This is a genomic window from Bdellovibrio sp. ArHS, from assembly GCF_000786105.1.
GTDB lineage: Bacteria > Bdellovibrionota > Bdellovibrionia > Bdellovibrionales > Bdellovibrionaceae > Bdellovibrio.
This window is the reverse complement of sequence record NZ_JTEV01000036.1, coordinates 1-24,528: the sequence shown is the minus strand read 5'-3', so window position 1 is coordinate 24,528 and position 24,528 is coordinate 1. Positions and strand designations below refer to the sequence as shown.

Below are 24,528 nucleotides of genomic sequence, written 5' to 3'. Positions count from 1 at the left end.
GATTTATTCCAGGGTACGCAAGTACTCTGGAATCCCCCCGCCTCGTTTCCAGAATTAAAAATCCTGAAGATTTAAGATCTCTTTACAAATGTCCATTTGCTTTTCGATCTCTGCCAAAGCCTTCTCAAGCTTCAACTGCTCGCGCTCGTCGACATCCGCTTCGAGAGCAGCCAGGACGATGGCGTGCTTTTTCAGCCAAGCCCCCTGGCGCGAGGCATAGTTTTCCGGAACTCCCGAACGTAATGCCGCCATACGAGCGTCGCGGTCTTTTAAGAACTCGACAATGAACTTCAGTGTTTCTAAGGTCAAAATTTTACGATGGGCTTTTAATCGGGAAGAAAATCCCACTTGTCTTATTCGCATCCTGCTCACCCCAGAAACTGATCCAACATTCGGTTGGCGATAATAAACTCTTCTTCAAAATCCAAAGGATCTTCCGGTAGATAATGAACGTCCTCTGGCGAAGTCTTATGATACGCGGAAAGACTCTTTTGCGCTTGTCGCCAGTAGCGTTTTTGCCATTGCAGGTTCGTATTTAAGGTGAAAAGTTCACTCAGCTCAAGCCCCCGCTGGACAGCATCTTTATTGATTTTTTTCTGTCCCGGCAAAACATAGTCCAAGGCTTTGGGAATATCTTCGTGATGCACCAATTCCAGTGCGAGGTAGCTGACGTACATTGCCGCCAATAAATATTGGCGATACTGCTGCGGCGATTTTTTAAACCACGAATCCTCGCCCGCGGGTCGATAAAGGCTCTTCATTCGCTCTAGGGAAGGTGAATAGCGCGAGCCCACTTCGTCACCTAAAACCAAATCCAGTGTGATCACCAGGCTTTCGGCAAAATTCAGGTAACGGCAGAAGTCTTTTTGCTCGGCGGGAGCTTTCGGAAGAAGAGCCCACAAAATGCGATGATTCTGCTCATGAAAAAGAGAAATTTGCTGGAAGGTGGATAACGAAGTGACAAGGACTTCGGGATCATACACCTCTTGCCAGTGATCCTTGCACCATTTTATCTCGGAAAAAAGCGGCGTGTACTGCAGTTCCCAACTAAAAAGATCCGGAGAGCTTAACGAACGCATCGTGGAGATCACCTGCGGCGAAAAGCGCCCCCCTTGTTGCAAAAAGAGTTTGCGACTGGTGCGATACACTGAGCTGAGAGACAGAAGCTGCTCATCAAAAGGATATTCCAGAATCGCGTCTCGACTTAATTTTCGATTTACATCTATACCGAGAAGCAATTCGACATCTTTGAGAAAGTTTTGCACTTCCTGAGTGGTTTTTCTTTTGCCAGTTGATTTCTTCTTCATGCGACCTTTGCAAAATTTACTGGAGGAAGATAACAAGACAACCCTCATTTTGTTTGCCGTTAGAGAGGCGTTCGTACTCCCAAGGGTAACCTGCTAGTTTCAGATATTTGATGACGATCGATTTGACGACCCCCGACCCTTTTCCAGTCATAATCCGAGCTCTCTTTAAATTCGCATGCGACATCTTCATCAAAAAGGCATCCAGTGCGGCTTCCACCTCGTCTGATTTAAATCCGTGCAGATCTAATAAATCTTTCGCCATTTTTCGACCTCGACCTTATTGAATCAAGAATTGACGCTAAAAGATAGAAGTAAAATTTCTGTTACCAAGGGGAAAGTCGCGATGACACTGAGATTTATCCATAGCCAAAATGGCCTGACCTGGGTATGATAAGGGTTGAGGTTTTTATGAGTACAGCAGTCGTCATTGTGGGAAGTATCGCCATCGTCGTTATCAGCGTTCTGGTTTACGCTATTTTGGCTGTGTTTTTCCCTGAATGGGTTGGCATTACGGGCAAAGTCGCGCTGGATGCCGAGCAAAGTCATAACGAAGGTGCCGAGGCGAAAACTCACCCCATGGATAAGTTCTAAAATTCCTTCCCGTCTTCCGCAGCGAATATTGAGAACAGCTAAAAAGTGTGTCAGACTCGAAGCTCATATTATTGAGGAGCTTTTGTGGCGTTTCGCTGGATCGGTAAGTCAGAGGATGGAAATACAGTCACTCTAAAAAAATTGGAGGGCTGCCCCGCCCACACCCCCGCCTATGCCACACCTGAGTGGGCAAAGAACAACAGTGATATTGTGCGTGTCGGTGTCGTTCTTGATGTCGAAACTACCGGTTTAAACCAGGCTGAAGACAGCATCATCGAAATCGGCTTGCGTCAGTTTTTATTCAACAGAAATTCGGGCGACATTTTGACCTTAGGAAAATCCTATTCCAGTTTTCAGGACCCCGGAAGACCTCTGACACCTGAGATCATTGAACTTACAGGTATTACTGATGCAATGGTTGCAGGACAAAGTATCGATTGGTCGCAGGTCAATGCCCTTTTGGAAGAAGCTTCGGTCATTATCGCACACAACGCTCGCTTTGATCGGCCTTTTATTGATCGGAAGTCCAAGGTCTCTACAGAGCGCGTGTGGGCCTGTTCTCTGAAGCAGATCGATTGGAGCACAAAGGGCTTTACGAGTTCTAAATTAGAACTTCTTAATATCTATCACGGCTTTTTCACCGATTCACACCGCGCTATTAACGATGTTGACGCCTTGTTATACTTGCTCAGCCTTTCGGACCCGCAAAGCCACAAGCCCTATTTGGCAGAACTGTTGGCCAATGCCCGCCGTCCTATGACTCACGTGATTGCGAGTTCGGCTCCTTTTGAATCCAAAGATCATTTGAAAGGTCGAGGTTATAGCTGGGATAGTACCAACCGCTTCTGGTCGAAAATAATTTTTAAAGACGAGGTTGCCGCAGAAACCCTGTGGCTTGAAGAAGCCGTCTACTGCGGTCCTTTTGCAGGCTTAACACGCGACATCGCACTTGTGGACGGCTTTAAGGCCTAGTCCCTTTGTTTTATAGCAGGGCCGACAAAACGGCCCTTTATTCCCCTCCCATAATGCTAAACTAAAAGAGTCGAGAACATTCTGGGCTAAAACGCGGATGTTTCAGATTTACAAGAAATAAAGCCTCCGCCTTGACGAAGTTGATATCGTGCTCATGTTTGTTACAATTAACCCTTTAGGGGTTGGAAAAGAGGTCCTCGATGTCTTACGTCTCAGGTTTTATCCCCGTGATCCCACTGAAGAATTCAGTTTTATTTCCCGACATCAGCATGCCGCTTCGAGTAGGTCGTGAAAAAAGTATTTCTGCTTTGCAAAAAGCTCTTCGTGAAAATCAGTGGGTTGTTTTACTTACCCAAAAAAATCCCCACGATAATGTGGAAAAAATGGAAGATGTCTATTCCGTCGGTACGCTTGCGAAAATTGAATCTTTCCGTATGGACGAAGATGGCAGTTACAATATCTTCGTCAAAGCCCACCAACGCGTGCGAGTGGTGCAAAGCCGTGATCAGGAAGGTTTTTTTGAAGTGCAGACTGAAAGCGTCGAAGATGTTGGCAGTATGGACAAAAAAACCGAAGAGGCTTTGTTATCCAGCCTTCGTCTTCTTAGTGACGAGCTTTTAGATCTTCTTCCCGGCAACACCCGTCAAGTGAAAGACATGTTGGCTGAAATTGAAGATCTGACAACACTCACAAATATGTGCGCCGCTTACGCCGACATCGCCGTGACGGAAAAACAAGAAATTCTGCAAATCACTGTGTTGCGCGACCGAACACTTAAGCTTTTAGATCGTCTCCAAGAGCTGAAAGAGCGTCTTAAGATTCAAAGAGGCATTCGCGACAAATTAAATGAAAACTTTCAACAGACCCAAAAAGAAACGATTTTGCGCGAGCAAATGCGCGTCATTCGTGAAGAGCTGGGCGAAGGTGAAGGCGAAGACCTTTATGCAAAGTTCAAAGAACGTATCGAAAAAGCAGGCATGACCGCGGAAGCCCTGGAACTGGCTCGCAGCCAACTAAAGCGTCTGGAATCCATCAACTCGGCTTCGCCCGAACATCAGATGATTCGCACTCACCTGGAATTGATGTTGGATTTGCCGTGGAGTAAATCGTCTCCGGAAAAAGAAATTGATCTGGCAGAAGCCGAGAGAATCTTAAACGAAGATCACTATGGCTTAGAGAAGATTAAAAATCGTATTTTACAACATTTGGCCGTCATGAAGCTTCGTAAATCCCATCAGGGTTCGATCCTTCTTTTCATCGGCCCTCCCGGCGTCGGCAAAACTTCTTTAGGTAAAAGCATTGCGCGCGCCTTGGGCAAAAAATATGTGCGCGTCAGCCTGGGCGGCGTGCGCGACGACGCAGAAATCCGTGGTCATCGCCGCACCTATATTGGCGCTTTGCCAGGACGAATCCTTGCCGGTATAAAAAAAGCCGGAGAAAACGATCCTGTTTTTATTCTGGATGAGATCGACAAGCTGACTCGCGGTTTCGGTGGAGACCCGGCGGCAGCTATGTTGGAAGTCCTGGACCCCGAGCAGAACAACACTTTCCAGGATCACTATCTGGACACGCCGTTTGATTTATCCAAGGTGTTTTTCATTGCCACTGCGAACTCGTTAGAAGGCATCCCCTTGCCGCTTTTAGATCGCATGGAGGTCGTGGACTTAACAGGATACACTTTGGATGAAAAAAAGCAGATCGCTCTGAAATATTTGTGGCCGAAACAACTTCGCGAGCATGGTTTAAACGAAGATTCACTGAAGATCACCGATGATGCGATGGTGAAGCTTTTAACCCACTACACTCGCGAGGCAGGGGTTCGTGATCTTCAAAGAAAGATCGCGACAATCTGCAAATTCATGAGTCTGAAACTGGTGAAAGCCTCTGAGCACACATTGACGGTGACTGAGAAAGACCTGGAAGAGATTCTAGGCGCTGAAAGATTTTCGTCCGACATGATCGAAAGCCTTTTGCCTCCCGGAGTCGTCACAGGGCTTGCGTGGACACCTGTGGGCGGAGACATTCTTTTTGTCGAATCCGCTTCGATGCCGGGCACAGGTCAATTGCTTCTGACCGGACAACTGGGCGAAGTGATGCAAGAGTCCGCAAAGATTGCATTGAGTCTTCTGAAATCACGTCTGGTCTTGATGGACCCTTTGATGGATTTTAGTAAAAAAGATGTGCATGTGCACGTCCCCGCTGGGGCGATTCCAAAGGATGGACCTTCCTCCGGCGTTACCATGCTGACTTCAATTGCGTCCCTGCTTTTAAATAAACCGGTGGATCCAAAATTAGCGATGACCGGCGAAATCTCCCTGCGTGGAAGTGTCATGCCAGTGGGAGGTATTAAGGAAAAAGTCATTGCCGCCCATCGGGCAGGCGTCCGGGAAATCATCATGTGTACAAGAAATGAAAAGGATCTGCGCGAAATTCCCGAGGAAATCCGTCGCAGTATTCAGTTCCACTTTGTCGATGATGTGAACGATGTGCTGAAAGTAGCTCTGGGTGTTGATCTGCCACGCTGGAATAAAATTGATATCACTCCTTCAGGAACTCCCCTGCTCCCAGCAGGGTGAGTTCCTAAATAGGCAGAAGGATGGCTTTGAGGTAGAATGCCCCCAGGCGAAGGGGCATTCTGATTTATATCATTTCGATGTCCTGAAGCTTTCGATATAAAGTCTTTCGATCAATCCCTAGAGCTTTCGCCGTCACCTCTTTGGCGCGATTGTTTCTTTCATAGACGAATTGCACATACTTTTTCTCCAATTCATGCAATGAAGACACTTCATCACCAAAACGGAATATAAAAGCATTTTTTTTGTCATCTTCCATCTGGGGGCCACTTCCTGTCTCGTCATCAAACAAAGTGAGCGCGCCCATGTCAATCTCAGACCCGGTTGCTAGAACCACGGCGCGTTCGATGGTGTTTTCCAGTTCGCGCACATTGCCACGCCAAGGATGCGTTAATAAAAATTCCTTGGCGCTTTTTTTAAATCCGGCGATATGAGTGCCATTTAAAGTATTAAACTTCTTCAAAAAGTGTTCCGCCAAAGGAATGATATCTTCTCGCCGCTCCCGCAAGGGAGGAATTTTTATCGGGATGACATTCAGGCGGAAAAACAAGTCTTCCCGAAAACGTTTTTCCTGAACTTCGTTGCGGAGATCTTTGTGGGTCGCCGCAATCACACGCACATCCACCGGTCGCGCCTGATTTTCACCCACCCTTTTGATTTCTTTTTCTTGCAGCACCCTTAAAAGCTTTGCTTGCAATGTGAGATTCAAATCGCCGATTTCGTCCAAAAACAACGTCCCACCGTCCGCCTCTTCAAAAAGTCCTGTCTTTTTTTCCACAGCTCCCGTGAAGGCGCCTTTGGCGTGACCAAAGAGCTCCGACTCTAAAAGATTTTCTGGAATGGCAGAACAATTGATCGCGACAAAGGGGTTGTTGCTGCGTGGACTCCAGCGATGAATCGCCTTTGCAAATACTTCTTTCCCGGTGCCGCTTTCACCCGTAATCGAAACAGTGGAAGAACTTTTGGATACACGACGGGCCAGATCCAGAATCCGATGAATGCTTTCGCTTTTCCCGATAATACCTTCAGGATGCATTCCTTTACTTATATCCAAAGTTTCTTTGAGAGTTTTATTTTCGGCACTTAAGTGATTGAATTTAAAAGCCCGTTGCGCGGAAATTAACAGCTGGGGAAAGTGCAAAGGCTTTACAACAAAATCATAAGCTCCCGCCTCGATGGCCTGGACTGCGACATCCACATCATTAGAAACGGTGATCAAAATTATCGGCGTATGAACGCCTTCTGCGCGCATACGTTTGATAAATTCCACACCGTTGATCGCGGGAAGATTCAAATCAGTGATGATCGCATCCGGCGTGATTTTTCGAGAAATCACTTGCTGTAAGGCTGAAAGTGGATTGTCTTCGTGAATAACAGTGATGCTCTTTTGACGAAAATAAGCTGTTGCCAGTTCCGCCAAATCCAAATCGTCTTCGATCAGAAGAATTGTTTTTTGCTTGTCCATAGACAACCTCCGACAAAAAATACTTTTCTAATGGGGCATATATCCACAATTGTTTTATGGCTTTTTGCCACATTTAAGACATTAATTCACTCCTATGTTAAACATATTACACTTGATGAACACTTTGTAAGGAATCGCGTCTGCATAGCATGAAAGCATCGGGGCATTTTATATTCTGGTACTGTTTCGTTTTCTTATTCGAAAGACGACGTGAGCGACGGCTCTAACGCCCCCATCAAGTTTTGCAATTCAGTACATATTTGGGCCAATGAGGAAGCATCTTGATTCCGCCCGGCCTCTTCAAGAGAAACCGCCAAAGGAACCAGCGACGGAAATTCAAACGTCTTCGCGTTGCCCTTGATTTGATGGCCCACCTGCACCACGAAATCCCAATCAATCTGCGCTTTCATTCTTTCGATCTGCACAAGCTCTTCTTTACGACGAAGCAGATACTTCTTTTTGGCTTCCAAAGGAAGCTTTATCGCACTTTCCATTACACCTCCGCCGTATGATTCAAATAAAAATAAACTTCTTGAACCAAAAGTTCCCCAGAAACGGGCTTGGTGATCTGTCCGTTGCAACCGGCAGCCAAACAGCTTTGCACCTCTTCATTAAGAGCGTGAGCGGTCAGCGCAATCACGGGTTTTGTAAAACCGCGTTGGCGAATTCGTTTTGTCGCTTCCTTGCCGTCCATTTTTGGAATCTGAATATCCATCAGCACGATGTCGGGTTCAATTTTAAACGCACTTTCCACAGCTTTTTCGCCGTCATCAGCGACGACGACGTCGGCCCCGGCCGCTTTAAGAAAATGTTGAAAGATTTCCTGATTATCTTCGGAATCTTCCACCAAAAGAATTCGTACATCTTTAAGAAGATTGCGCAGATCCAATCCCGTCCAGTCGATGGGCCGAACCGGTCCCATTTCCACCCCCGCCGACACCGCTTTAACCGGGGCCGAGTGGATATTTAGGAATTCCTTAGGAACTCCACGCAAAGGAATGCGCAGACAAAATGTCGAGCCCTTGCCGACCGAAGAAGCCAAGAGAAATAACTCTCCCCCCAAAAGCTCGGCCAATCGTCGCGACAGAGCCAAGCCCAATCCCGTTCCTCCGTACTTACGAGTCGTGGAAACATCTCCTTGTGAAAAGGGCTTAAATAAGTTTTCCCGGTTCTTTTCGCTGATCCCAATTCCACTATCTTGAATCTGGAACTCCAGAAACTCTTCCTGCAGATCATTTACGTAGGTCTTATACAACAGCTTTACACTGCCGTTTTCCGTGAACTTGATGGCGTTCCCGACGACATTGACCAGAATTTGTTTCAAACGAATATCGTCAGTAAAAAGATACGCGGGGACATTACTCAGTTTGGCGACATTGAATTGAATCTTCTTATCGGAGGCGCGCACCTCCATGATGGATTTCACTTCATGAATCAGATTTTCCAGATTCACTTGTGCCATTTCAAACTGCAATTTTCCCGCCTCCACCTTAGAGATATCCAAAATGTCGTCAATCAATCGAGCCAGTTCCTTCCCATTGCGCTTAACACTTTTTACGATCTGTTTTTTTTCTTCACCATCAAGTTCGTCATCAGCCAGAATCTCGGAATAGCCAACGATCACCCCCAAAGGAGTCCGGATTTCATGACTCATATTTGCCAGGAACGAGCTTTTCATAAAGTTCGCATCTTCGGCTCTTCTTAGCAAAATCGCTTTATCGTAGGACATGGCAAACTGCCCGACGATACTTGCCAAGGCATATTCCATCACTTTGGAGTCGACAAGGGCTTGCGGTCCTTTGACTATAATTAGAATCGAGTTGCTTTTGCCGGATTCGTGGAGAACCGAGCGCATCAAAAAGTATGAATCCTGGGTAAGGCGATCTTGCATTTCCGAGCTGAAAAAAGACACGACCTTACGCGAAAACTCCGATGTTGACGTCAATGCGAAGACCCCGTCTTTAAGGTGGTTGTCGAACTCTCCGGATAGATCCAAAAACTCTGGAAAGCTATCGATCACTTTCTGAAATCTTTTTTCGTAAGGTCCCCGACTTTCGCGAACAAAAACGACGCAGTCTTCAATCTTAAAAACATCTTCCAAGTGATGACAGAACTTTTCAAACAAATCGCTTCCCTCAATAGAAGAGGAAAGATCTGCGATAGTACTATTCAGACGACGAAACAACGCCAGCTCTTCGGATTTACTTTTCGAAAGCAGTGCCAAAGAGTCCTGATGCTTCTCGCTGAATTTCAAAAACTGCTGGGTCGACCACAAGGCCAGAAAAATCACCGACAACATAATCAGTGTGACAAAGGCAAAAAGAATCGGAACATATCGTTCATACCAGTTAAAAAAATGCGGCAACGGTGCAAAACTCAATGTCCACGTTTTATCTAAAACCTGAATTTCTCTCTCTGTCGTCATCCCTACGGCGGGCAGAAGTTCTTCGTCCTTTGCTGGAAACCGTTCATATAAAGGCAAAGATCGACCTAACTTACGGTCGAAGACTGCGATCTTATAGTTGACCTTTTCAGCATAGAACTGGGGAACACCAAAGGCGCCGTTGAAAAAACGACCGATACGAATGACCGAATACGCAAATCCCAACAAATCTTTTTTCGGTTCAAGTTCGCCGGTAACACTAATGACTTTTGTCACCGGCAAATACATCAGGACACCTTGTTGACTCTTTTCGCCTTCGCTTTCATCCGAGACAAAAATAACAGGATCCGACAGCGCCAGGCCATTCGACAGCAGTGCTTTATCCATGGCCGAACGACGGGTGAGATCTGAATAGGCATCAAAACCCAACGCGCGTTTGTTGCGCCAATCGTGAGGTTCGACCATCACCACGGACGTATAAAGGGAACGCTCTGAGTTCGGCCAAAATTTAAAATCCGCAATCCCCTGCTCGCGCATCTTGCGTTCCAAATCGGGGATTTCTGAACGCTCCAGTTTTTGCGCAAAACCAATCCCCTGCAATCCCGGCGAACGCTTCAAAATTTCGGTGGACTCAATGTACTCCTGAAACTGACGGGCTGTGGGAATACCATGCAACTGCACGAAGGCACGTGTATCAAATAAGGCCTGACTGTAGGCCGAAAACTCGCGGTGGATGATCGAACTAACCTTGCCGATTTCAGATTCTAAGCGGGCGTTCCATTCCTTCTCAAGATGCACCTTGACGGTCCACCAACTTAGCACGCTGACAGATATAATAATGAGAAGAACTAAAAACACATTCCACTCATGCGATAAAACAAAAACTCTTTTCAGTCGCTTCACATCGTGTTCCTACATCTGTTCGTATTTTTAGGGGAATTAGGGAAGCCTCGCAACTAGGAAAATTTCCCTCACAATGGGGGTCTTTCCCTTTTTTCGAACATTTTATTGTTTATGCGCAATATATTTGATTTCAGAGTCCATTTGTCAGTTGGAATAGGACCATTACATGACAGAAATGACCTTGTGCTTTCACTATTTTGCCCACCAAAACTGACCCCAGCGCGAGGCTTAAGAACGACCCAAACGCTCTTTAACACTGTTAAGATTTCTTAGACACCTGTCGAAGAATTTCTATTTTAAATGGCTTTCAGCGAGCTTCCAGTTGGCTTTCCCTTTGCTTTAGGACTGAACAACGGGAGGAAATTCATGAATACACAGATCTTTATTACGGGAACATCGACCGTTCCCCAGGTGCTCAAAAAAGAAAATCGCTTCGCCTGCCACATCATCGAAAATCCATACGCACTCAGATCCGCGCTGCAGATGACCGAGGGGGAAAAAATTGTTGTCGTTTTTCTGCCCTTTCTAGAGGTCCGTCACTTCGACATTTACTCGTTCCTGCAACGAACCATTGCAAACGTGAAGACCTTTTTTGTGGTCAGTGAACTTTCCGCCCCGATGAAGATGAAACTAAAATCCTTTAAAGATTTTATTGTTCTTTGGAAAACCGAAGAGGCTCATTTGACCAAGGACATTCTGGCATATCTTGACGGGAAGAATTTAGAACTGCGCCAAGACAAACGCGAAGCCCATCCAAGGCGCGCCATGCTCAGCCCCTCGCAACTTCCTTTGGGGGCTGAGAACCGAAGCTTCCAACCTATCTTAGGCGGTGACTTCGAGAATATTTCCTTGAATGGCTCGTGTCTGAAAATCAAAGCGCCCTTTTATCAAAAAAAGGATTTCGTAACTTTGTCGTATCAAACGAAAGAAGGCGAATATGTCACCGTAGAGGGTCAGGTCCGCTGGGCCAAGTGGGATGAAAATGCCCAAAGCCAGGAACTGGGCGTGCAGTTTCTGACCCAGGCCTGACCTCTCGACGCCCTGCTTTGACAAAGCTACATATTGCCTCCCACTTCAATCTGTGCGTTCATTGAGGGGTGGGAGACATTATGAAAACAACACTCTTCATCGGCGTACTTTTTTTGCAACTTTTTTCTTTCACGGCGGAAGCCACTCGACAGATTACCGTCACCGGTCGAGGAACTGAGAACTCCTTCTGCAATGCCAACAGCGGTTTTTTCTGCCTTACAAATGCCAAAAACCGCGCCCAACAAGATGGTGAAAGAGATGCGCGTTGGACCTGCGAAATGAGCCATCGCGGGCGCGCATTAAGCTACACTTCTTACTGCAGTACGAACTGCAATCCAAACTATCTGCCGCCGAATCATGACGGAACTTGGGTGTACTGCCGTTCTGAATGCCGCATGGATTGCGAAGTGCAATGATTGACTTCCTGAAATCCAAGGATGCCGCTGTTCGCTGGGGATTTTTTCTGATCCTGCTGGCGGCGTTTTTATTTATTAATTTTCCTTTCTTGATGCCGTTTTTGATCGCGGGTGTTTTTGCGTTAGGTCTTCATGATTTCGTAGAACGCCTTGGCAAAAAGTTGAAAATAAAAAGAAAGCCGTCCATCGCCATTACTTTATTCGCAGGCTTTGCCATTTTCTGGATTCCGATATCCTTAGCCATCTATCGTCTGATTTCCTACATCAGCCAACCTGAAGTCATCAAAACCGACAAACTAGTCAATCAGATTCACGACCTAAAAGATCTGATCTTAGGCTACTTGCAGAAAATCTCGAACTGGACAGGGACTGACATTGCCACCCCCGCCCGGGACATGGCCAACAGCCTGATCCGCAAATCCGGAGAAATTGTTTTTCAATACTCAACAGACATTCTCGCCCAGCTCCCAAGTATTTTTCTGGCGAGTTTTGTTTTTGTGATCACGTTGGCTTTACTTTTATCTAAAGCTCAGGCCATTAAGGAATTTGTTTTTAAATACAGTCTCGTCAAGCCCGAGTTGACAGACTCGCTGATTGATGTCGCGAAGCGAAGCTGTTCCGTGACCTTGTTTTCCACTTTGGTCATCGGCCTGATTCAAGCCGGCATCATCGGTCTGGGCAGTCTGATCTTTGGTGAAGGCGACTTCTGGCTGGTGTTAACCCTCACCTTCTTCGTCTCGTTCATTCCGGTGATTGGGGCGGCTCCGATTGGCTACCTTCTGGCGATTTTAGCCTTTATCGGCGGTCGGACCGGGAATGGGATCGGACTTGTTGTTATTGCGACCATCGCTGGCAGTATCGACAATGTTCTCAAACCCTTTATGGTTGGTAAGGAGAATAAGATTTCCGCCGTGATTGGCTTCACCTGCGTGGTCGGGGCCATCATCATGATTGGCCTGCCTGGACTGTTGATCGGCCCGGTGGTCATGAATCTGTTTGCGGGACTCAGCCCCTTGTTATTAAAACGAGAAGATCCCGAGTTAATATAAAAAAAAGCGTCTAAGAAGACGCTTTTTTTATCACTATAATTTGCGAATCACCGACTTAAAGAAGTCATTTCCTTTGTCATCCACGATGATAAAGGCCGGGAAATCTTTTACTTCAATTTTCCAGACGGACTCCATGCCTAGTTCTGGAAAATCCAGAACTTCCACTTTGGTGATGCACTCTTTTCCCAAACGCGCGGCCGGGCCACCGATGGATCCCAAATAGAATCCCCCGTAGGTCTTACAAGCTTCAGTCACTTGAGGGCTGCGGTTTCCCTTGCCCAGCATAATCATAGAGCCACCCAGGCTTTGGAATGTTCCTACATAGGGGTCCATACGCTCACTGGTGGTCGGACCAAACGAGCCTGAAGCGTATCCTTTCGGAGTTTTCGCAGGTCCCGCATAATAAACCGCATAGTTTTTAAAATACTCTGGCACACCCTCACCGCGATCGACTTTTTCTTTAAGTTTTGCGTGCGCGATGTCGCGAGCCACGATCATAGGACCATTCAGCATCACACGCGTCGCTACTTTTTGCTGTGACAAGATTTTCAGTGTTTCCTGAATCGGTTTATTCAAATCAATTTGAATGGCTTCTGCACCGGCTTCCTTCAAATGGTTGGGAAGATATTGTTCTGGATGCAACTCAAGCTGCTCCAAAAAGATCCCCTCGCGTGTGATTTTGCCTTTGATATTACGATCGGCCGAACAACTCACACCCACGCCAATCGGGCAACTAGCTCCATGGCGAGGTAAACGAATCACGCGCACGTCATGAACGAAATACTTACCCCCGAATTGCGCGCCGATCCCCGTGTCACGCGCCCATTGTTCAATCTGCTTTTCCATCTCTAGATCGCGATAAGCTCTGCCACCTTCACTTCCGGAAGTAGGAAGGCCATCCAGGTAACCCGCTGATGCGTACTTGACAATTTTCAGGGTTTCTTCCGCCGAAGTCCCACCCACACAAAACGCCAAGTGGTAGGGCGGACAAGCCGCCGTCCCTAAAGAATTCAAAGTTTCACGCACGAACTTTTCAAACCCCTCGGGATTTAGAACCGCTTTGGTCTTTTGATAAAGATAGGACTTATTCGCACTTCCGCCGCCTTTGGCCATGAACAAGAAATGATACTCATCCCCTTGCTCAGCATAGATATCAATCTGTGCGGGAAGATTAGAGCCCGTATTTTTCTCTTCAAAGAAGGACACTGGCGCCATTTGTGAAAAGCGCAGATTTCTTTTCTGATAAGTATTGAAAATACCTTTAGAGAGAAATTCTTTGTCATCCGCACCGGTGAAGACACGCTCCCCTTTTTTACCAACGACAATGGCGGTGCCCGTATCCTGACAAGACGGAAACTCCATTTGCGCGGCAATAATGGCGTTTTTCAAAAGATCAACCGCCACAAAACGATCGTTCGGAGAAGCCTCGGGGTCTTGCAAAATTCTTTCAAGTTTTTCCAGATGGCTTGCTCGTAAAAGATGAGACACATCACTGAGGGCTTCTTGCGCAAGAAGTTCCAAAGCTTCAGGTGCGATCACCAGGACTTCTTTGTCGCCCCATTTTTGGACCTGCACATGATCAGAGGAAAGCTTTTTATATTGAGCGGAATCTTTTTGTTTTTCGTAGAGAGGAAAATATTTAAATGACATGGCGTAAATGTAGCATTGCGTCTTAAGCACGCGCAAGCCTCGGTGCGGCTTTTAGGTGGGCTTTGATGGTGGGATCTGTGGAGCCGTGAATACGGCGATTTTGGGGACCGGGTCCTCTCTTGCTTGAGAGGTGGTCAGGGACCTTACCGAGGGTCGAAGAAGATTTCTAATGTCTCCTTCTGAAACAAACTTATCGCCCTGGACCTATAAGCACAAACTCATAATTTTTAGACTTTCCATAAGTTTTACTTATGGATGTTTTCACCTTAAGAGAAACCTTTTAGGGCACTAACAAATGAAGTTTTTGCATCGTATCAGCGGGTTTTTTTCGAGAGAAGCTCACTCTGTAAGCAACTCCCGCGTTGCCTTGACGAAATCCTGAAATTGCGAGGAGGATTTAGAGGCTCTTTAGATTGCCAATTGATCATTTATCTATTAGCTTCTCGGAAATTTTTACTGGAGGACCCATGGCTCTTTTGCTTGTAAGCTTATGTCTTGCAGCGGTGATCGCACTCTACTTTAAAAACAATCCGCTTGGCCACACGCGCAAATTCATGATCCGTCGTTTCGTGAATTGGTTCCCTCTAGGCATGACTTACGCATTCTTGTACATGGGACGTTACAATCTGAACGTTTCTAAAAATGCCCTTGGCGATATGATGACGAAAGAACAATTCGGTTTGATCTTCGCCGCCGGCACCATCACCTACGGTTTATCGTTCCTTCTTAATGGTCCTATTGTCGACAGAATCGGTGGCAAAAAAGGTATCATCATCGCGGCTCTGGGTTCTGCATTGATGAACTTACTCATGGGTGGCGTCACATATCTTTATTTGATGGGCCGCCTAAAAACCAACATGGTGGTGGCGTTCTCAGTTCTTTTTGCCTTGAATATGTTCTTCCAAAGTTATGGGGCCGTTTCCATTATCAAAGTGAAAGCTTATTGGTTCCACGTTCGCGAACGCGGTGTCTTTGGCGCCATCTTCGGAACTTTGATTTCTTTCGGTGTCTACTTCGCTTTCGACTGGGGACAGGCGATCGTCGAAGCTTCTAAACTTCATATCGAAGGTCAGAAAACAGCTTTCCAACGATTCATTCAACACATCTTCGCGATCGACACCGGCACCACAAATGCCACCTGGCTTGTCTTCACCATCCCGGCATTCCTACTGATCTGCTGGGCCCTGGTCGACTTCATTCTTTTGAAAGATTCTCCGAAAGAAGCCAACTTTGACGACTTCGATACGGCGGACGCTTCTTCATCTCCAGGCGAAGATGATGATAAATTGAAAATCTCCATCGGATTCATGCTTAAAAAAATCTTCACGAATCCGGTGATGATCACGATCGCTCTGGTGGACTTTACATCGGGAGTTTTGCGTAACGGGATTATGCAGTGGTATCTGGTCTATGCTCACGAAACAAAAGAAACCAACCCGGTCTTCTTTGAAGGATCACAGTTCTTTATTAAAAACTGGGGGCTTCTGCTTTGTTTAACCGGGATCTTCGGAGGCTTTGCTGCGGGCATCATTTCTGACCGCGTCTTCCAATCTCGTCGCGGCCCTCCAGCAGCGATTAACAATGCCATCATGATCATTCTTTTGATTATCATGGTGTTCTCGTTAGTAAATCATCCGACCATGCTAGGTATTTCTGCAGTGATGATCACTTTGACAGTCATCGGCGTTCACTCTTTGATGTCGGGAACCGCAGCCGCAGACTTCGGTGGTAAGAAAATGACTGCCACAGCATCAGGTATCGTTGACGGTTGCGTGTACTTGGGAAGTGGTATTCAGTCTTTGGCCATCGGATATCTGTCACACAAGAACTGGATTTACTGGCCTCTGTTCCTGATTCCTTTTGCGATCATGGGTCTTTTCCTTGCCCTGAGAATGTGGAACGAACTTCCAGCGGCGACAAAAAAGTACATCCTGGAAGTGGAAAAGAAAGAGGAAAAGCAACAGCAGCAACAGGCCCGTGGACAGACTTCCACAGACCCTGCTGGAGTTCCGAACTAAAACAGATCTCTTAACGAAATCTTAAAAAAAGCCCACTTCCGAGTGGGCTTTTTTATTTTTCTCGATTAAGGTGGCTTCATGTCTTTCTTAATTTCTTCAGCCCGTTACATTCTTCGTCTGGTGATTTTTGGAATGGTTCTGCGCGCCGTTGTCGCGCTTTATTTGAACCTCTGGGATTTCGCCTCTCCGGAAAGCTTTCAAAACACCTTGGGCCCGTTTTTGTATGGCTGGCACTTTGATTTGGCCATCGCCAGTTTTCTTTATCTTTTGCTGTACGGAAGTTCCCTGCTTTTTTCATTTTCAGAAAAAACTTTTGCGCGCTTAAACAGCCTGTTACTTCTTTGCTACACGGTTTTCATCACTGTCGACGCGATTTACGCGAAAGAATCCGGGCGCCACATTTCTTATGAGGTCTACAATCTTTTTACCATTCAAGGATCCATCGGCAGCCTTCTAAAACTGTATTGGCTGCAATTGCTGTTTGCATTTTTAGGCGCTTCTTTTGTCGGTCGCTTCTTCACCCCTCGCTACAAGCCTGTTCAGGGGTGGTTCAAAAGATCCGTAGCCTTGCTTTTCGTCCTGATCATCAGTGTTGTCTTTGCTCGCGGCTTTGAGGGCATCCCTCAGGATCCGTCCTGGGCCTACCGCGCTGGCGGCGGCAGCAAAGGGGCGACATTAGCCTTAAACGGCGCTTACGGAATCGTGTGGGCTGCGTTTGCGGGAAAAAAATCCAGCAAAGAAAATATTGAAGTTCCGCTGCATGTTAAAAGTGCCGACATCTTTGCAGAATGGCGCGCACGTCGGGGAATCGAAAAAGCCGTGGGCCATTTCGACGGTAATATTGTTATCGTGTTTATGGAGGGTTGGCCCGGAGTCTACGTGAACAAGAAAGTCGGTACTGAAGAAGTTCTGCCTTTCTTCAACTCGCTTCGCGCCGAATCCTTGCGCGTGGATTTGATGCTTGCCGGAGGCCATCGCACGACGGAAGGACTTTTTGCCACTCTTTGCAGTTTGCCCAATCCCCCCGGCAAAAGCATCATGTTCACCGAAATTGAAAATAAGGATTTCAAATGCTTCCCGCAGTTCTTAGAAAAACAAGGATATAGTTCCGCCTTTTTCCAAGGATCTGATCAGTACACCAGCGGTGTTGGACTTTTGGTTTTGAAAACCGGCTTTCAAAACTCTTATGGGAAACGTGAAATTCCGGACTGGACTCAGATCGAACAAAACGCCTGGGGCGTCTTTGATCACGATATCTATAAATTCGCGACACAGAAAATGGACACGATGACAGAGCCTATGCTTATTGGGATCAACACCAATACGACCCATGACTTGGCTCTGCCCAAAGGGGTGCGTCCCGCGTTCGGCGATGAAAGCAATATGTCTTTGCACTTAAGCGTGACCCATCATGCGGATAAAGAACTTCGCGGTTTTTATGAAGCTCTAAAAAAACGTCCTTGGAAAAAGGATTGGCTGCTGGTGCTCGTGTCTGATCACACGAGTTTTGCCGCCGATGGCATCTTTGAGCATTACTCCATCCCCTTTTTGATGAAATATCACACGGTGACAGGGAAGAAAAAAGCCCCCTTCGAGCACAAACTCATTTCCGGGGCGTTTTCACAAAACGATGTGGGCGCAACTATCGCAGATCTTACGGGCAACTCGGCCCCCGAATTCCTGGGAAGATCCTTGCTTCGTCCGCAAGAGTTTTCCACCGGAGCCAGTCTTTTTCATCTAGGAACTTCTGTGTGGTTTGAAGGTGAATGGGCCGTGGTATTTAACATTCGGGATTTCAATAATTATAAGTGCTATCATTGGCAAAACGACATGCTTTTCCACTATCCGCTGCCCTGCCCTGCTGATGGCGAAGCCATGTATCTGCGCGGCCTTAGTTATCTGAAAGAATCCCAGGAACTGCTGTTTAAATAAGCCCCTTGTTTCCTGACAGAGGAGACCTGCCATTCTTTTACAACCCCGAACCTTCCGCGCAAAATAAAGACGTGGGAGGTTCGTATGAGAATCATCTGGGCGATCGATGCGTTTGAGGATAACAAGGAATTAAATCAAAAGATGGCTGACTACATCACCCATCTCCATGAAACATCTCAGGCCGAGATTGAACCTCTTTATCTTCTCAGAGAGAATGAGATCGTGCTTCCCACCTATGAAGTCCCGGCATGGGTGACCGATCATTCGAAAACCGCAGAATCACTTTTTCGCGAAGTGCTTTCCGACTACAATCTGCCATTTTTAAAAGATCCTAAAGTCATCCCGCACGCTTCCCAGTCCCACGCTGGCGCGGCGGAAACGCTTTCTAATTATGCACTCAAAAGCCACACCGACCTTATTATCGTCGGCAGCCATGGTCGACAGGGACTGCAAAGATTCCTTCTAGGAAGCTTCGCGGAAAGCCTGCTCTTGCAATCCGAAGTCCCGGTCTGTGTTGTCGGCAGTCACGCTTTAAAAACAAAAAGCAGTCGCAGCATTCTTTTCCCAACAGAATTTGGCGAGCATTCTAAAGACAACTTCCGTCATGTCTTGAATTTAGCGCGTCACTTTAATGCGGAAGTCTTTTTACTTCACGCTATTGCTCGCCCGATTGAAAGTCTTTTTGACTTAGACACCCGTCCCCGTGTCTACAACTACGAGGGAAAAATGATGACGTTGGAACAAATCGTCGCAAGCCAAATTGAATCCCAATCACATCGCGCCCAACAATGGGTGGATTGGGCTGCGAAAGAAGGTGTAATCGCGCATTTCCATATCGACAACACCTTTAAGCCCATAGACGAATTAATTTTGGCTACGGTCGAAACTCACCAATCTGACTTGATCGTGATGGAAGCGCAAAGCGGCCCGATGAGTGCCGCCCTTTTAGGAAGTTATACACGCAACGTGGTTCGTAAAGCGATCTGTCCCGTTTATGTGCTCACTCGCCATTTTTATGACAAGCAGGAAGATCGCTTTATCGATACACCGGCTCCTTAAGCGCGTCCCTGAGAAGGACGCATGGAATCGGGAAGTTTTTTGTAGATGTTGTTAAGATGCGTTTTCAAGGTGGCTTTCGAGATAAAGAGTTTTTCGGCGATCACCGCATTCGTGTGTCCCTCTAACACCATATTCATGATGCGCAGTTCACTCTTCGTTAAACCTTTTTCTCGGAAAAAAGCTTCTTGTTTTTGCTTTTGTTCTTCTTGACCCTCGAGAAGATACAAAAGAGTTGTGATGCGATCGCCATCGTTGACGATCATAATGTCCACTTTCTGTCCTTCAAGCTCACTGTCTTTAAATACATGCATTCCTGGAGAAACTGCGGAGTATTCACTGATTTTTTTGCAAAGGGCATTGCAGGTTTTATTACAGACCTGGCCCACCATGGGTCCACAGGTTTTTATGGATGTGTCGTTCTGGAAAAGAACTTTCTCTTCCTGATTCTTGATACACATGCCTAGCTTCTTGCCCAAACTTAATTCGTTATTGAGGACTTCATTTAAGTTCACGCGACCTCCTGAGGACTATATTCGTTCGCTTTGGCCCAAGAATCGATGACGCAGATCATGATTTAAATTTATTTTCGCCCCTAAAGACGGGTTTTTAAAATGTGAGGTGATAAGAAAAATAGCGCATGCGCAATGCGCTATACGACATTTCATACCTGGGCTTAAAAACCCCAAAAAAGCGTAATACAGGCGATTTTCAGCATAGTTATCTGATAAAATCCGATGAATTTTATACTGATATTTATTAATAATCTGAAATCCGAGTAACATATTTTTAGCGTCCCAAGGAAAAATGTGTTTAATAATTCATTTTTCATTTAATTCTTGATTGCTAATTGGCAATATTGTCTAGACTTCAAGTATTCTAGACTAAAATGAGACTAACGTTCGTTATTTTTGTTAAGATTCGGTCAAATCGTACTCCCCGCCGGCACTCTGGTACTGTATGTTAATACTTTGCGTACTAGTATTGAATATTAAACCCTAAAGACCGAATATGAATACGAGCAAAGTTTATAAGCCTCGAAAGGAGGAAGTTATGGGTGCTGCTCCAATCAGCCACACAAATCCCGAAAAGAAATATATGCTCAAAATTCCGGTGCAAAAACGGTCCAAAGAAACGGTCGCGAGCATTGTGGAATCTTGTGCCCGACTTCTCGTTCAAGAGCCCTATCATGCAATCACGACAGACAAGATTGCTGAAATGGCCGGAGTGAGTATCGGATCCCTTTATCAATTCTTCGCCAACAAGGAAGCCATTGTCGCTGCGGTTATCGACGATCTTTTGCAAAAAGACCTCGCCTATATCGAAGAAAATCTGGCAAAACTTCAAGCGACAGACTTGGATTCTAAAGTCCATGCCTTTATTGATATTGGCTTTACACGTTTCCACGACAACCGTCCCCTAAGAACCGCCCTGCAAGGCGTCCAAGGGATGCTGGACTATTGGGATACCCGCCGCGTGTTCTTTGAACACTATCAAAAAGCGGTCTTGGCGCATATGCCACCAATCCCAGGTCGCGATCGCGAAATGATGGCGCTATTTATCGTCAGTTGCTTTAATAACATTTTGCACCTGGCTTTATTAGGCCCTCAGTCGCAAGAACGTGAAGATGCGATCAAGAAGGAAGTCTTCCTGTTGATCCGTCGCTACTTGAATCCTTAAGACCCGGTCTTAAGAATTCCCTTGCGTCTTAAAACCCTCCTCGTATCCTTAAAAGGACTTCAGGAGGGTTTTTTTATGCTTAAAAAAATCAAGACGCCTTTCACCGAGATGATGAACATTGATTATCCCATCATCGCCGCCCCTATGTTCTTAGTCAGCAACACCGACCTTGTCGTGGAAGCCAGCGAAAGTGGTGGCATTGGCACCTTCCCGGCTTTGAATTATCGACCTATCGAAAAGTATGTCGAAGCACTCAAAGACATCAAAAGTCGCACCAAGAAACCCGTTGGCGTGAACATCATCGTTAATAAAAGCAATACCCGCCAATCCGAAGATCTGAAGTACGCCCTTGATAATGGCGTGGATCTTTTCATCACCTCTTTAGGAAGCCCCAAGGAAGTCATTAAAGAGGCGCACAAAAATGGCGCGAAAGTTCTTTGTGATGTCACTAATTTAGAACATGCTCTTAAAGTTCAAGATATGGGTGCTGATGGCGTGATTGCGGTCTCTAGCGGCGCCGGAGGACATGCCGGACCCATTTCCCCTTTGGTGCTCATTCCGTGGCTTAAAACTCGTCTGCAAATTCCGATTATTGCAGCCGGAGGAATTTCTCATGGTTCGATGATCTCGGCCTGCTTGGCATTGGGAGCATCTGGCGTCAGCGTCGGCACTCGTTTCATCGCAAGCCAGGAAGCCCAGGTAGACCCCGCTTACAAGGAAGCCATTATCAAATCCACACCCGAGGATATCGTGATGACCACGCGAGTCTCTGGCACGCCGGCCGCTGTGATTAATACTCCCTATGTGCAAAAAATCGGAACAGATCTTCCCTGGGCAATGAAAGTTCTCAAAGACCACAAATTGACCAAAAAATACATGGTGCCCTTGATTCATCTCATGGGAATGAAATCCCTGGAAGAAGCAGCCAGCAAACCCACTTGGAAAACGGTATGGACCGCCGGTCAGTCCGTGGGCTTGGTCGAAGATATTCTTTCGGTGAAAGAGATTTATAACAAACTCGTCACCGAATATGATCAAAGCGTGAAACAGCTTTCCAGTTTAGGACTTGAGTGATCGATTGCGCACAGACAACGTCAGCTCATAAGTCATCACGGGTTCTGTCGGGTTGGTTTTAGGAACCACCGCATAACCCTTCATCTTTCTTTCTAGGCGCGCGGGATTGGTCTTGGCCTCTTCAATCAAACTGCGCACAGCTTCGATTTCGTCGCAAATAAAATGCACATCTCCGTCAGCGCGTTTGATGTACTGACCCGAAAAATCTTTAAAAATAAAATCAATTTTTTGCTTACTTTCGGAAATCGCCACAACGGCGGCCGCAGCAATGGAAAGTTCAGCACCAATCCCCAAAGCTCCGAAATACATAGAGTTCAAATGATTTTTGGTACGATAATTCAATGGGATTTTCAAAACAAAGCGTTTCTCTGTCGATTCCACCACACGTGGATTGACAAATAAAACCAAAGGAATTTTTAAAAGCCCGTACAAATTAACGAAAGCAGTCAGTTTTAAATTTTTCATATTCATATTTAAATTCTAGAGCCACGCCCGAGGACCTACTAGTATTGACAAAACGCACCATAGAGAATGAAATAAAAGCAGAAGCAGGCTCCCGCGAAGCCCCTCTTTTGCGGTCCTGCCCTTTTACTTGACCCCTTGAACTAAGCCCTTGTAAAGGAAAGGTGACTTCAGTTAAGGGGCCTTCTGTATATGGCGAATTCAAAAAAAATCAAACTGCTCGATCGCATCACTCCGCAAGTGGTCCGCGAAGCCAAGCAAGTTTTTCGAGACACAGGCCTCAAGGGCGTTATTAAACGTTATGGTTGGAAATTCTTCGCGGTTTTTTTTGCGTACTACTTAATTCGTGATGTGACCCTGTATATTTTGTTGCCATTATATCTAGCGAACAAAATATTCTAGAACAGCCTCGCGTGGAATCTTTAGAGGTCAATCCCCAAGAAGAAACTACCGACAAGAGCTATGAAGACGGCGAAAGCCATGATCGCGAGCTTATTCTCTCGCTGCTTCAAAAACAAAATTCCTGTGAGAAAAACACGCACCACCGGGAGCAAAACCAGAATAATTAGCCCCGCATACGAAATAAGGAGTCCCCGGTCTTTCATCAGAAACGCCCATTGCAAGCTTTCCCACAAAGATGTCGGCCGGTATTCTGTCAAAGAAGACAAGTTGTTTGCCCCGTTCCAACGCAGCCACAACCAGCCCACCAGAAGAAAGATCCCCGCAAAAAGCACCCCGCTTCGCAAAAGCTGACTGATACGATACTCAAGACGATTCAAGTTCTTTTCCGCTTCGGAACCAACAGCTTTGACGGTCATGACAGCCCCTTCACGATCATCTGAATAGAAACTATGGCCAAAACCACCACGAAAATTTGGCGAATGCGCTTGGCTGGCATTTTCGTCATGACTTTTGCCCCAACAAAAGACCCCACAATAATCCCCACCGCCACTGGTGCCGCGATTTCGGGATGCACATCCCCTCGCAAAAGATACGCCCCCGCGCTGGCAGAAGCTGTCACACCAATCATAAAGTTTGAGGTCGCCGAAGACACTTTGATGGGCAACTTCATCGCCCCATCCATCGCCAGAACTTTAAAAATGCCGCTACCAATTCCGAGAAGCGCGGAAAGAATTCCCGCACCAAACATCGCAAAAAGTCCCCAGGGCACATTCTGCACTTTGTAGTCCACCCAATGACCGTCCCCTTCAGGATAAGATCCATTCAACTTCAAAGACTCAGCCCAAGGGTGATTTTCCGCCGTCAAATGCTCGGCTCTTTTTCGCAACATCATAAGAGCTGAAAACAGTAGCAAAAGACCGAAGAGAAGAAATAAAGACTTGGCTTGAATGTAGGCCGAAATGAAAAATCCGACAATGGCTCCGGCCACGGTTCCGATCTCTAGAAAAACGGCCAAACGAAGATTGGTCAAAGAATCCTTCAGATAACTGGCGGCTGCCCCTGAACTTGTCGCCACGATCGAAATCAGACTTGCGGCGATAGCGTAACGAATGTCGACATGATAAACCAAAGTCAAAACCGGAACGATAATTAGACCGCCGCCAAGCCCTAATAAAGCCCCAAGAAATCCCGCACCGATGGCTGTGACAAGCAGCAAAAGCTCTAACATGGGCGCAAAACCTTACTTCGGACACTCATAGAGTTTCACCAGTCGAGCGCCGAAATAAGTATCTTTCTTCGTGAATTGCCAAGGCGGATAAGGCAGGAACTCTGCCTGAGCACACTGTCCTTTCTGCGCAACAGCCCATTGACGATCTTCTGAAGACGCGGTGAAGATTTCTCCGGTTTTCTGATCTTTAATACCAATTGCGAAAGAAAAAACTTTGGAAGTAATATCACCTTCTGCTCTGGTGACCAAAGCAACTGGCAACTCTACACGCTCAACCGCGGTGATCTCGCCGACAATCGTTTTAGAAAAAATAACACTGTAATTCGCCACAACCACCC

General features: G+C 46.4%; 24 protein-coding genes. 12 read left to right on the top strand and 12 right to left on the bottom strand.

Going from position 1 to position 24,528, the window contains the following annotated elements:
• Positions 1-54: 54 nt before the first annotated feature.
• From OM95_RS16075 to OM95_RS16065, 3 genes are read right to left on the bottom strand one after another with little or no spacing between them, the layout of a single operon-like run.
• Positions 55-363 (bottom strand): hypothetical protein, encoded by a 309-nt coding sequence (locus OM95_RS16075; RefSeq protein ID WP_041876070.1) that lies wholly within the window; start codon positions 361-363, stop codon positions 55-57.
• A 5-nt stretch (positions 364-368) separates the two neighbouring features.
• Positions 369-1,307: a hypothetical protein gene (locus OM95_RS16070; RefSeq protein ID WP_041876066.1), complete on the bottom strand. Its 939-nt coding sequence runs from the start codon at positions 1,305-1,307 to the stop codon at positions 369-371.
• Positions 1,308-1,323: 16 nt separating this feature from the next.
• A complete protein-coding gene (locus OM95_RS16065; RefSeq protein ID WP_041876063.1) occupies positions 1,324-1,569 on the bottom strand; it encodes a Smr/MutS family protein in 246 nt (81 codons plus the stop codon).
• 146 nt (positions 1,570-1,715) lie between these two features.
• On the opposite strand from OM95_RS16065, the gene OM95_RS16060 reads away from it, so the two are divergent.
• From OM95_RS16060 to lon, 3 genes are all read left to right on the top strand, one after another.
• Positions 1,716-1,898 carry a hypothetical protein gene (locus OM95_RS16060; protein WP_041876062.1) on the top strand — a complete coding sequence of 61 codons (183 nt, stop codon included), beginning with the start codon at positions 1,716-1,718 and terminating at the stop codon, positions 1,896-1,898.
• Positions 1,899-1,982: 84 nt separating this feature from the next.
• Positions 1,983-2,870 carry a 3'-5' exonuclease gene (locus OM95_RS16055; RefSeq protein WP_041876060.1) on the top strand — a complete coding sequence of 296 codons (888 nt, stop codon included), beginning with the start codon at positions 1,983-1,985 and terminating at the stop codon, positions 2,868-2,870.
• 200 nt (positions 2,871-3,070) lie between these two features.
• Positions 3,071-5,446, top strand: coding sequence for an endopeptidase La (lon, locus tag OM95_RS16050; protein WP_041876058.1), 2,376 nt, complete (start codon positions 3,071-3,073; stop codon positions 5,444-5,446).
• A 64-nt stretch (positions 5,447-5,510) separates the two neighbouring features.
• On the opposite strand, the gene OM95_RS16045 is transcribed toward lon, so the two are convergent.
• The 3 genes from OM95_RS16045 to OM95_RS17450 all read right to left on the bottom strand — a co-directional run bounded on the left by OM95_RS16045 (position 5,511) and on the right by OM95_RS17450 (position 10,194).
• Positions 5,511-6,908: a sigma-54 dependent transcriptional regulator gene (locus tag OM95_RS16045; RefSeq protein ID WP_041876056.1), complete on the bottom strand. Its 1,398-nt coding sequence runs from the start codon at positions 6,906-6,908 to the stop codon at positions 5,511-5,513.
• Between the two features lie 194 nt (positions 6,909-7,102).
• Positions 7,103-7,402, bottom strand: coding sequence for an Hpt domain-containing protein (locus tag OM95_RS16040; protein WP_041876053.1), 300 nt, complete (start codon positions 7,400-7,402; stop codon positions 7,103-7,105).
• Positions 7,402-10,194, bottom strand: a complete 2,793-nt coding sequence (locus OM95_RS17450; protein WP_291516648.1) for a CHASE domain-containing protein — start codon at positions 10,192-10,194, stop codon at positions 7,402-7,404. Before OM95_RS17450 ends, OM95_RS16040 begins: the two co-directional genes overlap by 1 nt.
• Before the next feature lie 366 nt (positions 10,195-10,560).
• On the opposite strand from OM95_RS17450, the gene OM95_RS16030 reads away from it, so the two are divergent.
• The 3 genes from OM95_RS16030 (at position 10,561) to OM95_RS16020 (ending at position 12,688) form a co-directional block, all read left to right on the top strand.
• Positions 10,561-11,223, top strand: a complete 663-nt coding sequence (locus OM95_RS16030) for a PilZ domain-containing protein (protein WP_041876051.1) — start codon at positions 10,561-10,563, stop codon at positions 11,221-11,223.
• Between the two features lie 80 nt (positions 11,224-11,303).
• Positions 11,304-11,639 (top strand): hypothetical protein, encoded by a 336-nt coding sequence (locus tag OM95_RS17445; protein WP_291516646.1) that lies wholly within the window; start codon positions 11,304-11,306, stop codon positions 11,637-11,639.
• Entirely contained in the window at positions 11,636-12,688 is a 1,053-nt protein-coding gene (locus tag OM95_RS16020; protein ID WP_041876047.1) for an AI-2E family transporter, read from the top strand. The genes OM95_RS17445 and OM95_RS16020 overlap by 4 nt, the downstream gene beginning before the upstream one ends.
• Before the next feature lie 33 nt (positions 12,689-12,721).
• Here the strand turns inward: OM95_RS16020 and OM95_RS16015 are convergent, their stop codons facing one another.
• Entirely contained in the window at positions 12,722-14,338 is a 1,617-nt protein-coding gene (locus tag OM95_RS16015) for a fumarate hydratase (RefSeq protein WP_041876100.1), read from the bottom strand.
• 467 nt (positions 14,339-14,805) lie between these two features.
• On the opposite strand from OM95_RS16015, the gene OM95_RS16010 reads away from it, so the two are divergent.
• From OM95_RS16010 to OM95_RS16000, 3 genes are all read left to right on the top strand, one after another.
• The gene (locus OM95_RS16010; RefSeq protein WP_291516644.1) at positions 14,806-16,356 is read left to right on the top strand and encodes an MFS transporter; all 1,551 of its coding nucleotides are present in this window, start codon (positions 14,806-14,808) and stop codon (positions 16,354-16,356) included.
• Between the two features lie 78 nt (positions 16,357-16,434).
• Complete coding sequence (locus tag OM95_RS16005; protein ID WP_041876046.1) at positions 16,435-18,288, top strand: LTA synthase family protein; 1,854 nt, start codon at positions 16,435-16,437, stop codon at positions 18,286-18,288.
• A gap of 84 nt (positions 18,289-18,372) precedes the next feature.
• A complete protein-coding gene (locus tag OM95_RS16000) occupies positions 18,373-19,347 on the top strand; it encodes a universal stress protein (RefSeq protein WP_041876043.1) in 975 nt (324 codons plus the stop codon).
• Here the strand turns inward: OM95_RS16000 and OM95_RS15995 are convergent.
• On the bottom strand, positions 19,344-19,859 hold the full coding sequence (locus OM95_RS15995; RefSeq protein ID WP_041876040.1) for a helix-turn-helix transcriptional regulator: 516 nt from the start codon (positions 19,857-19,859) through the stop codon (positions 19,344-19,346). The genes OM95_RS16000 and OM95_RS15995 overlap by 4 nt on opposite strands.
• A gap of 538 nt (positions 19,860-20,397) precedes the next feature.
• Between OM95_RS15995 and OM95_RS15990 the strand changes: the two genes are divergently transcribed.
• Both OM95_RS15990 and OM95_RS15985 read left to right on the top strand, forming a co-directional pair.
• Positions 20,398-21,024, top strand: coding sequence for a TetR/AcrR family transcriptional regulator (locus OM95_RS15990; RefSeq protein ID WP_041876094.1), 627 nt, complete (start codon positions 20,398-20,400; stop codon positions 21,022-21,024).
• A 75-nt stretch (positions 21,025-21,099) separates the two neighbouring features.
• Entirely contained in the window at positions 21,100-22,098 is a 999-nt protein-coding gene (locus OM95_RS15985; RefSeq protein ID WP_041876037.1) for a nitronate monooxygenase, read from the top strand.
• Here the strand turns inward: OM95_RS15985 and OM95_RS15980 are convergent.
• Positions 22,084-22,569, bottom strand: coding sequence for a DUF4442 domain-containing protein (locus OM95_RS15980; protein WP_041876034.1), 486 nt, complete (start codon positions 22,567-22,569; stop codon positions 22,084-22,086). The two genes, OM95_RS15985 and OM95_RS15980, sit on opposite strands and share 15 nt — an antisense overlap.
• Before the next feature lie 183 nt (positions 22,570-22,752).
• On the opposite strand from OM95_RS15980, the gene OM95_RS15975 reads away from it, so the two are divergent.
• Positions 22,753-22,962: a hypothetical protein gene (locus tag OM95_RS15975; RefSeq protein WP_041876031.1), complete on the top strand. Its 210-nt coding sequence runs from the start codon at positions 22,753-22,755 to the stop codon at positions 22,960-22,962.
• Between the two features lie 20 nt (positions 22,963-22,982).
• Here the strand turns inward: OM95_RS15975 and OM95_RS15970 are convergent, their stop codons facing one another.
• From OM95_RS15970 to OM95_RS15960, 3 genes are all read right to left on the bottom strand, one after another.
• The gene (locus OM95_RS15970; protein ID WP_041876027.1) at positions 22,983-23,378 is read right to left on the bottom strand and encodes a DUF1634 domain-containing protein; all 396 of its coding nucleotides are present in this window, start codon (positions 23,376-23,378) and stop codon (positions 22,983-22,985) included.
• Complete coding sequence (locus tag OM95_RS15965; RefSeq protein WP_041876024.1) at positions 23,375-24,190, bottom strand: sulfite exporter TauE/SafE family protein; 816 nt, start codon at positions 24,188-24,190, stop codon at positions 23,375-23,377. The genes OM95_RS15970 and OM95_RS15965 overlap by 4 nt, the downstream gene beginning before the upstream one ends.
• Before the next feature lie 12 nt (positions 24,191-24,202).
• Positions 24,203-24,528, bottom strand: a 326-nt coding sequence (locus tag OM95_RS15960; RefSeq protein WP_041876021.1) for a hypothetical protein, incomplete at its 5' end; no start/stop codon positions are given.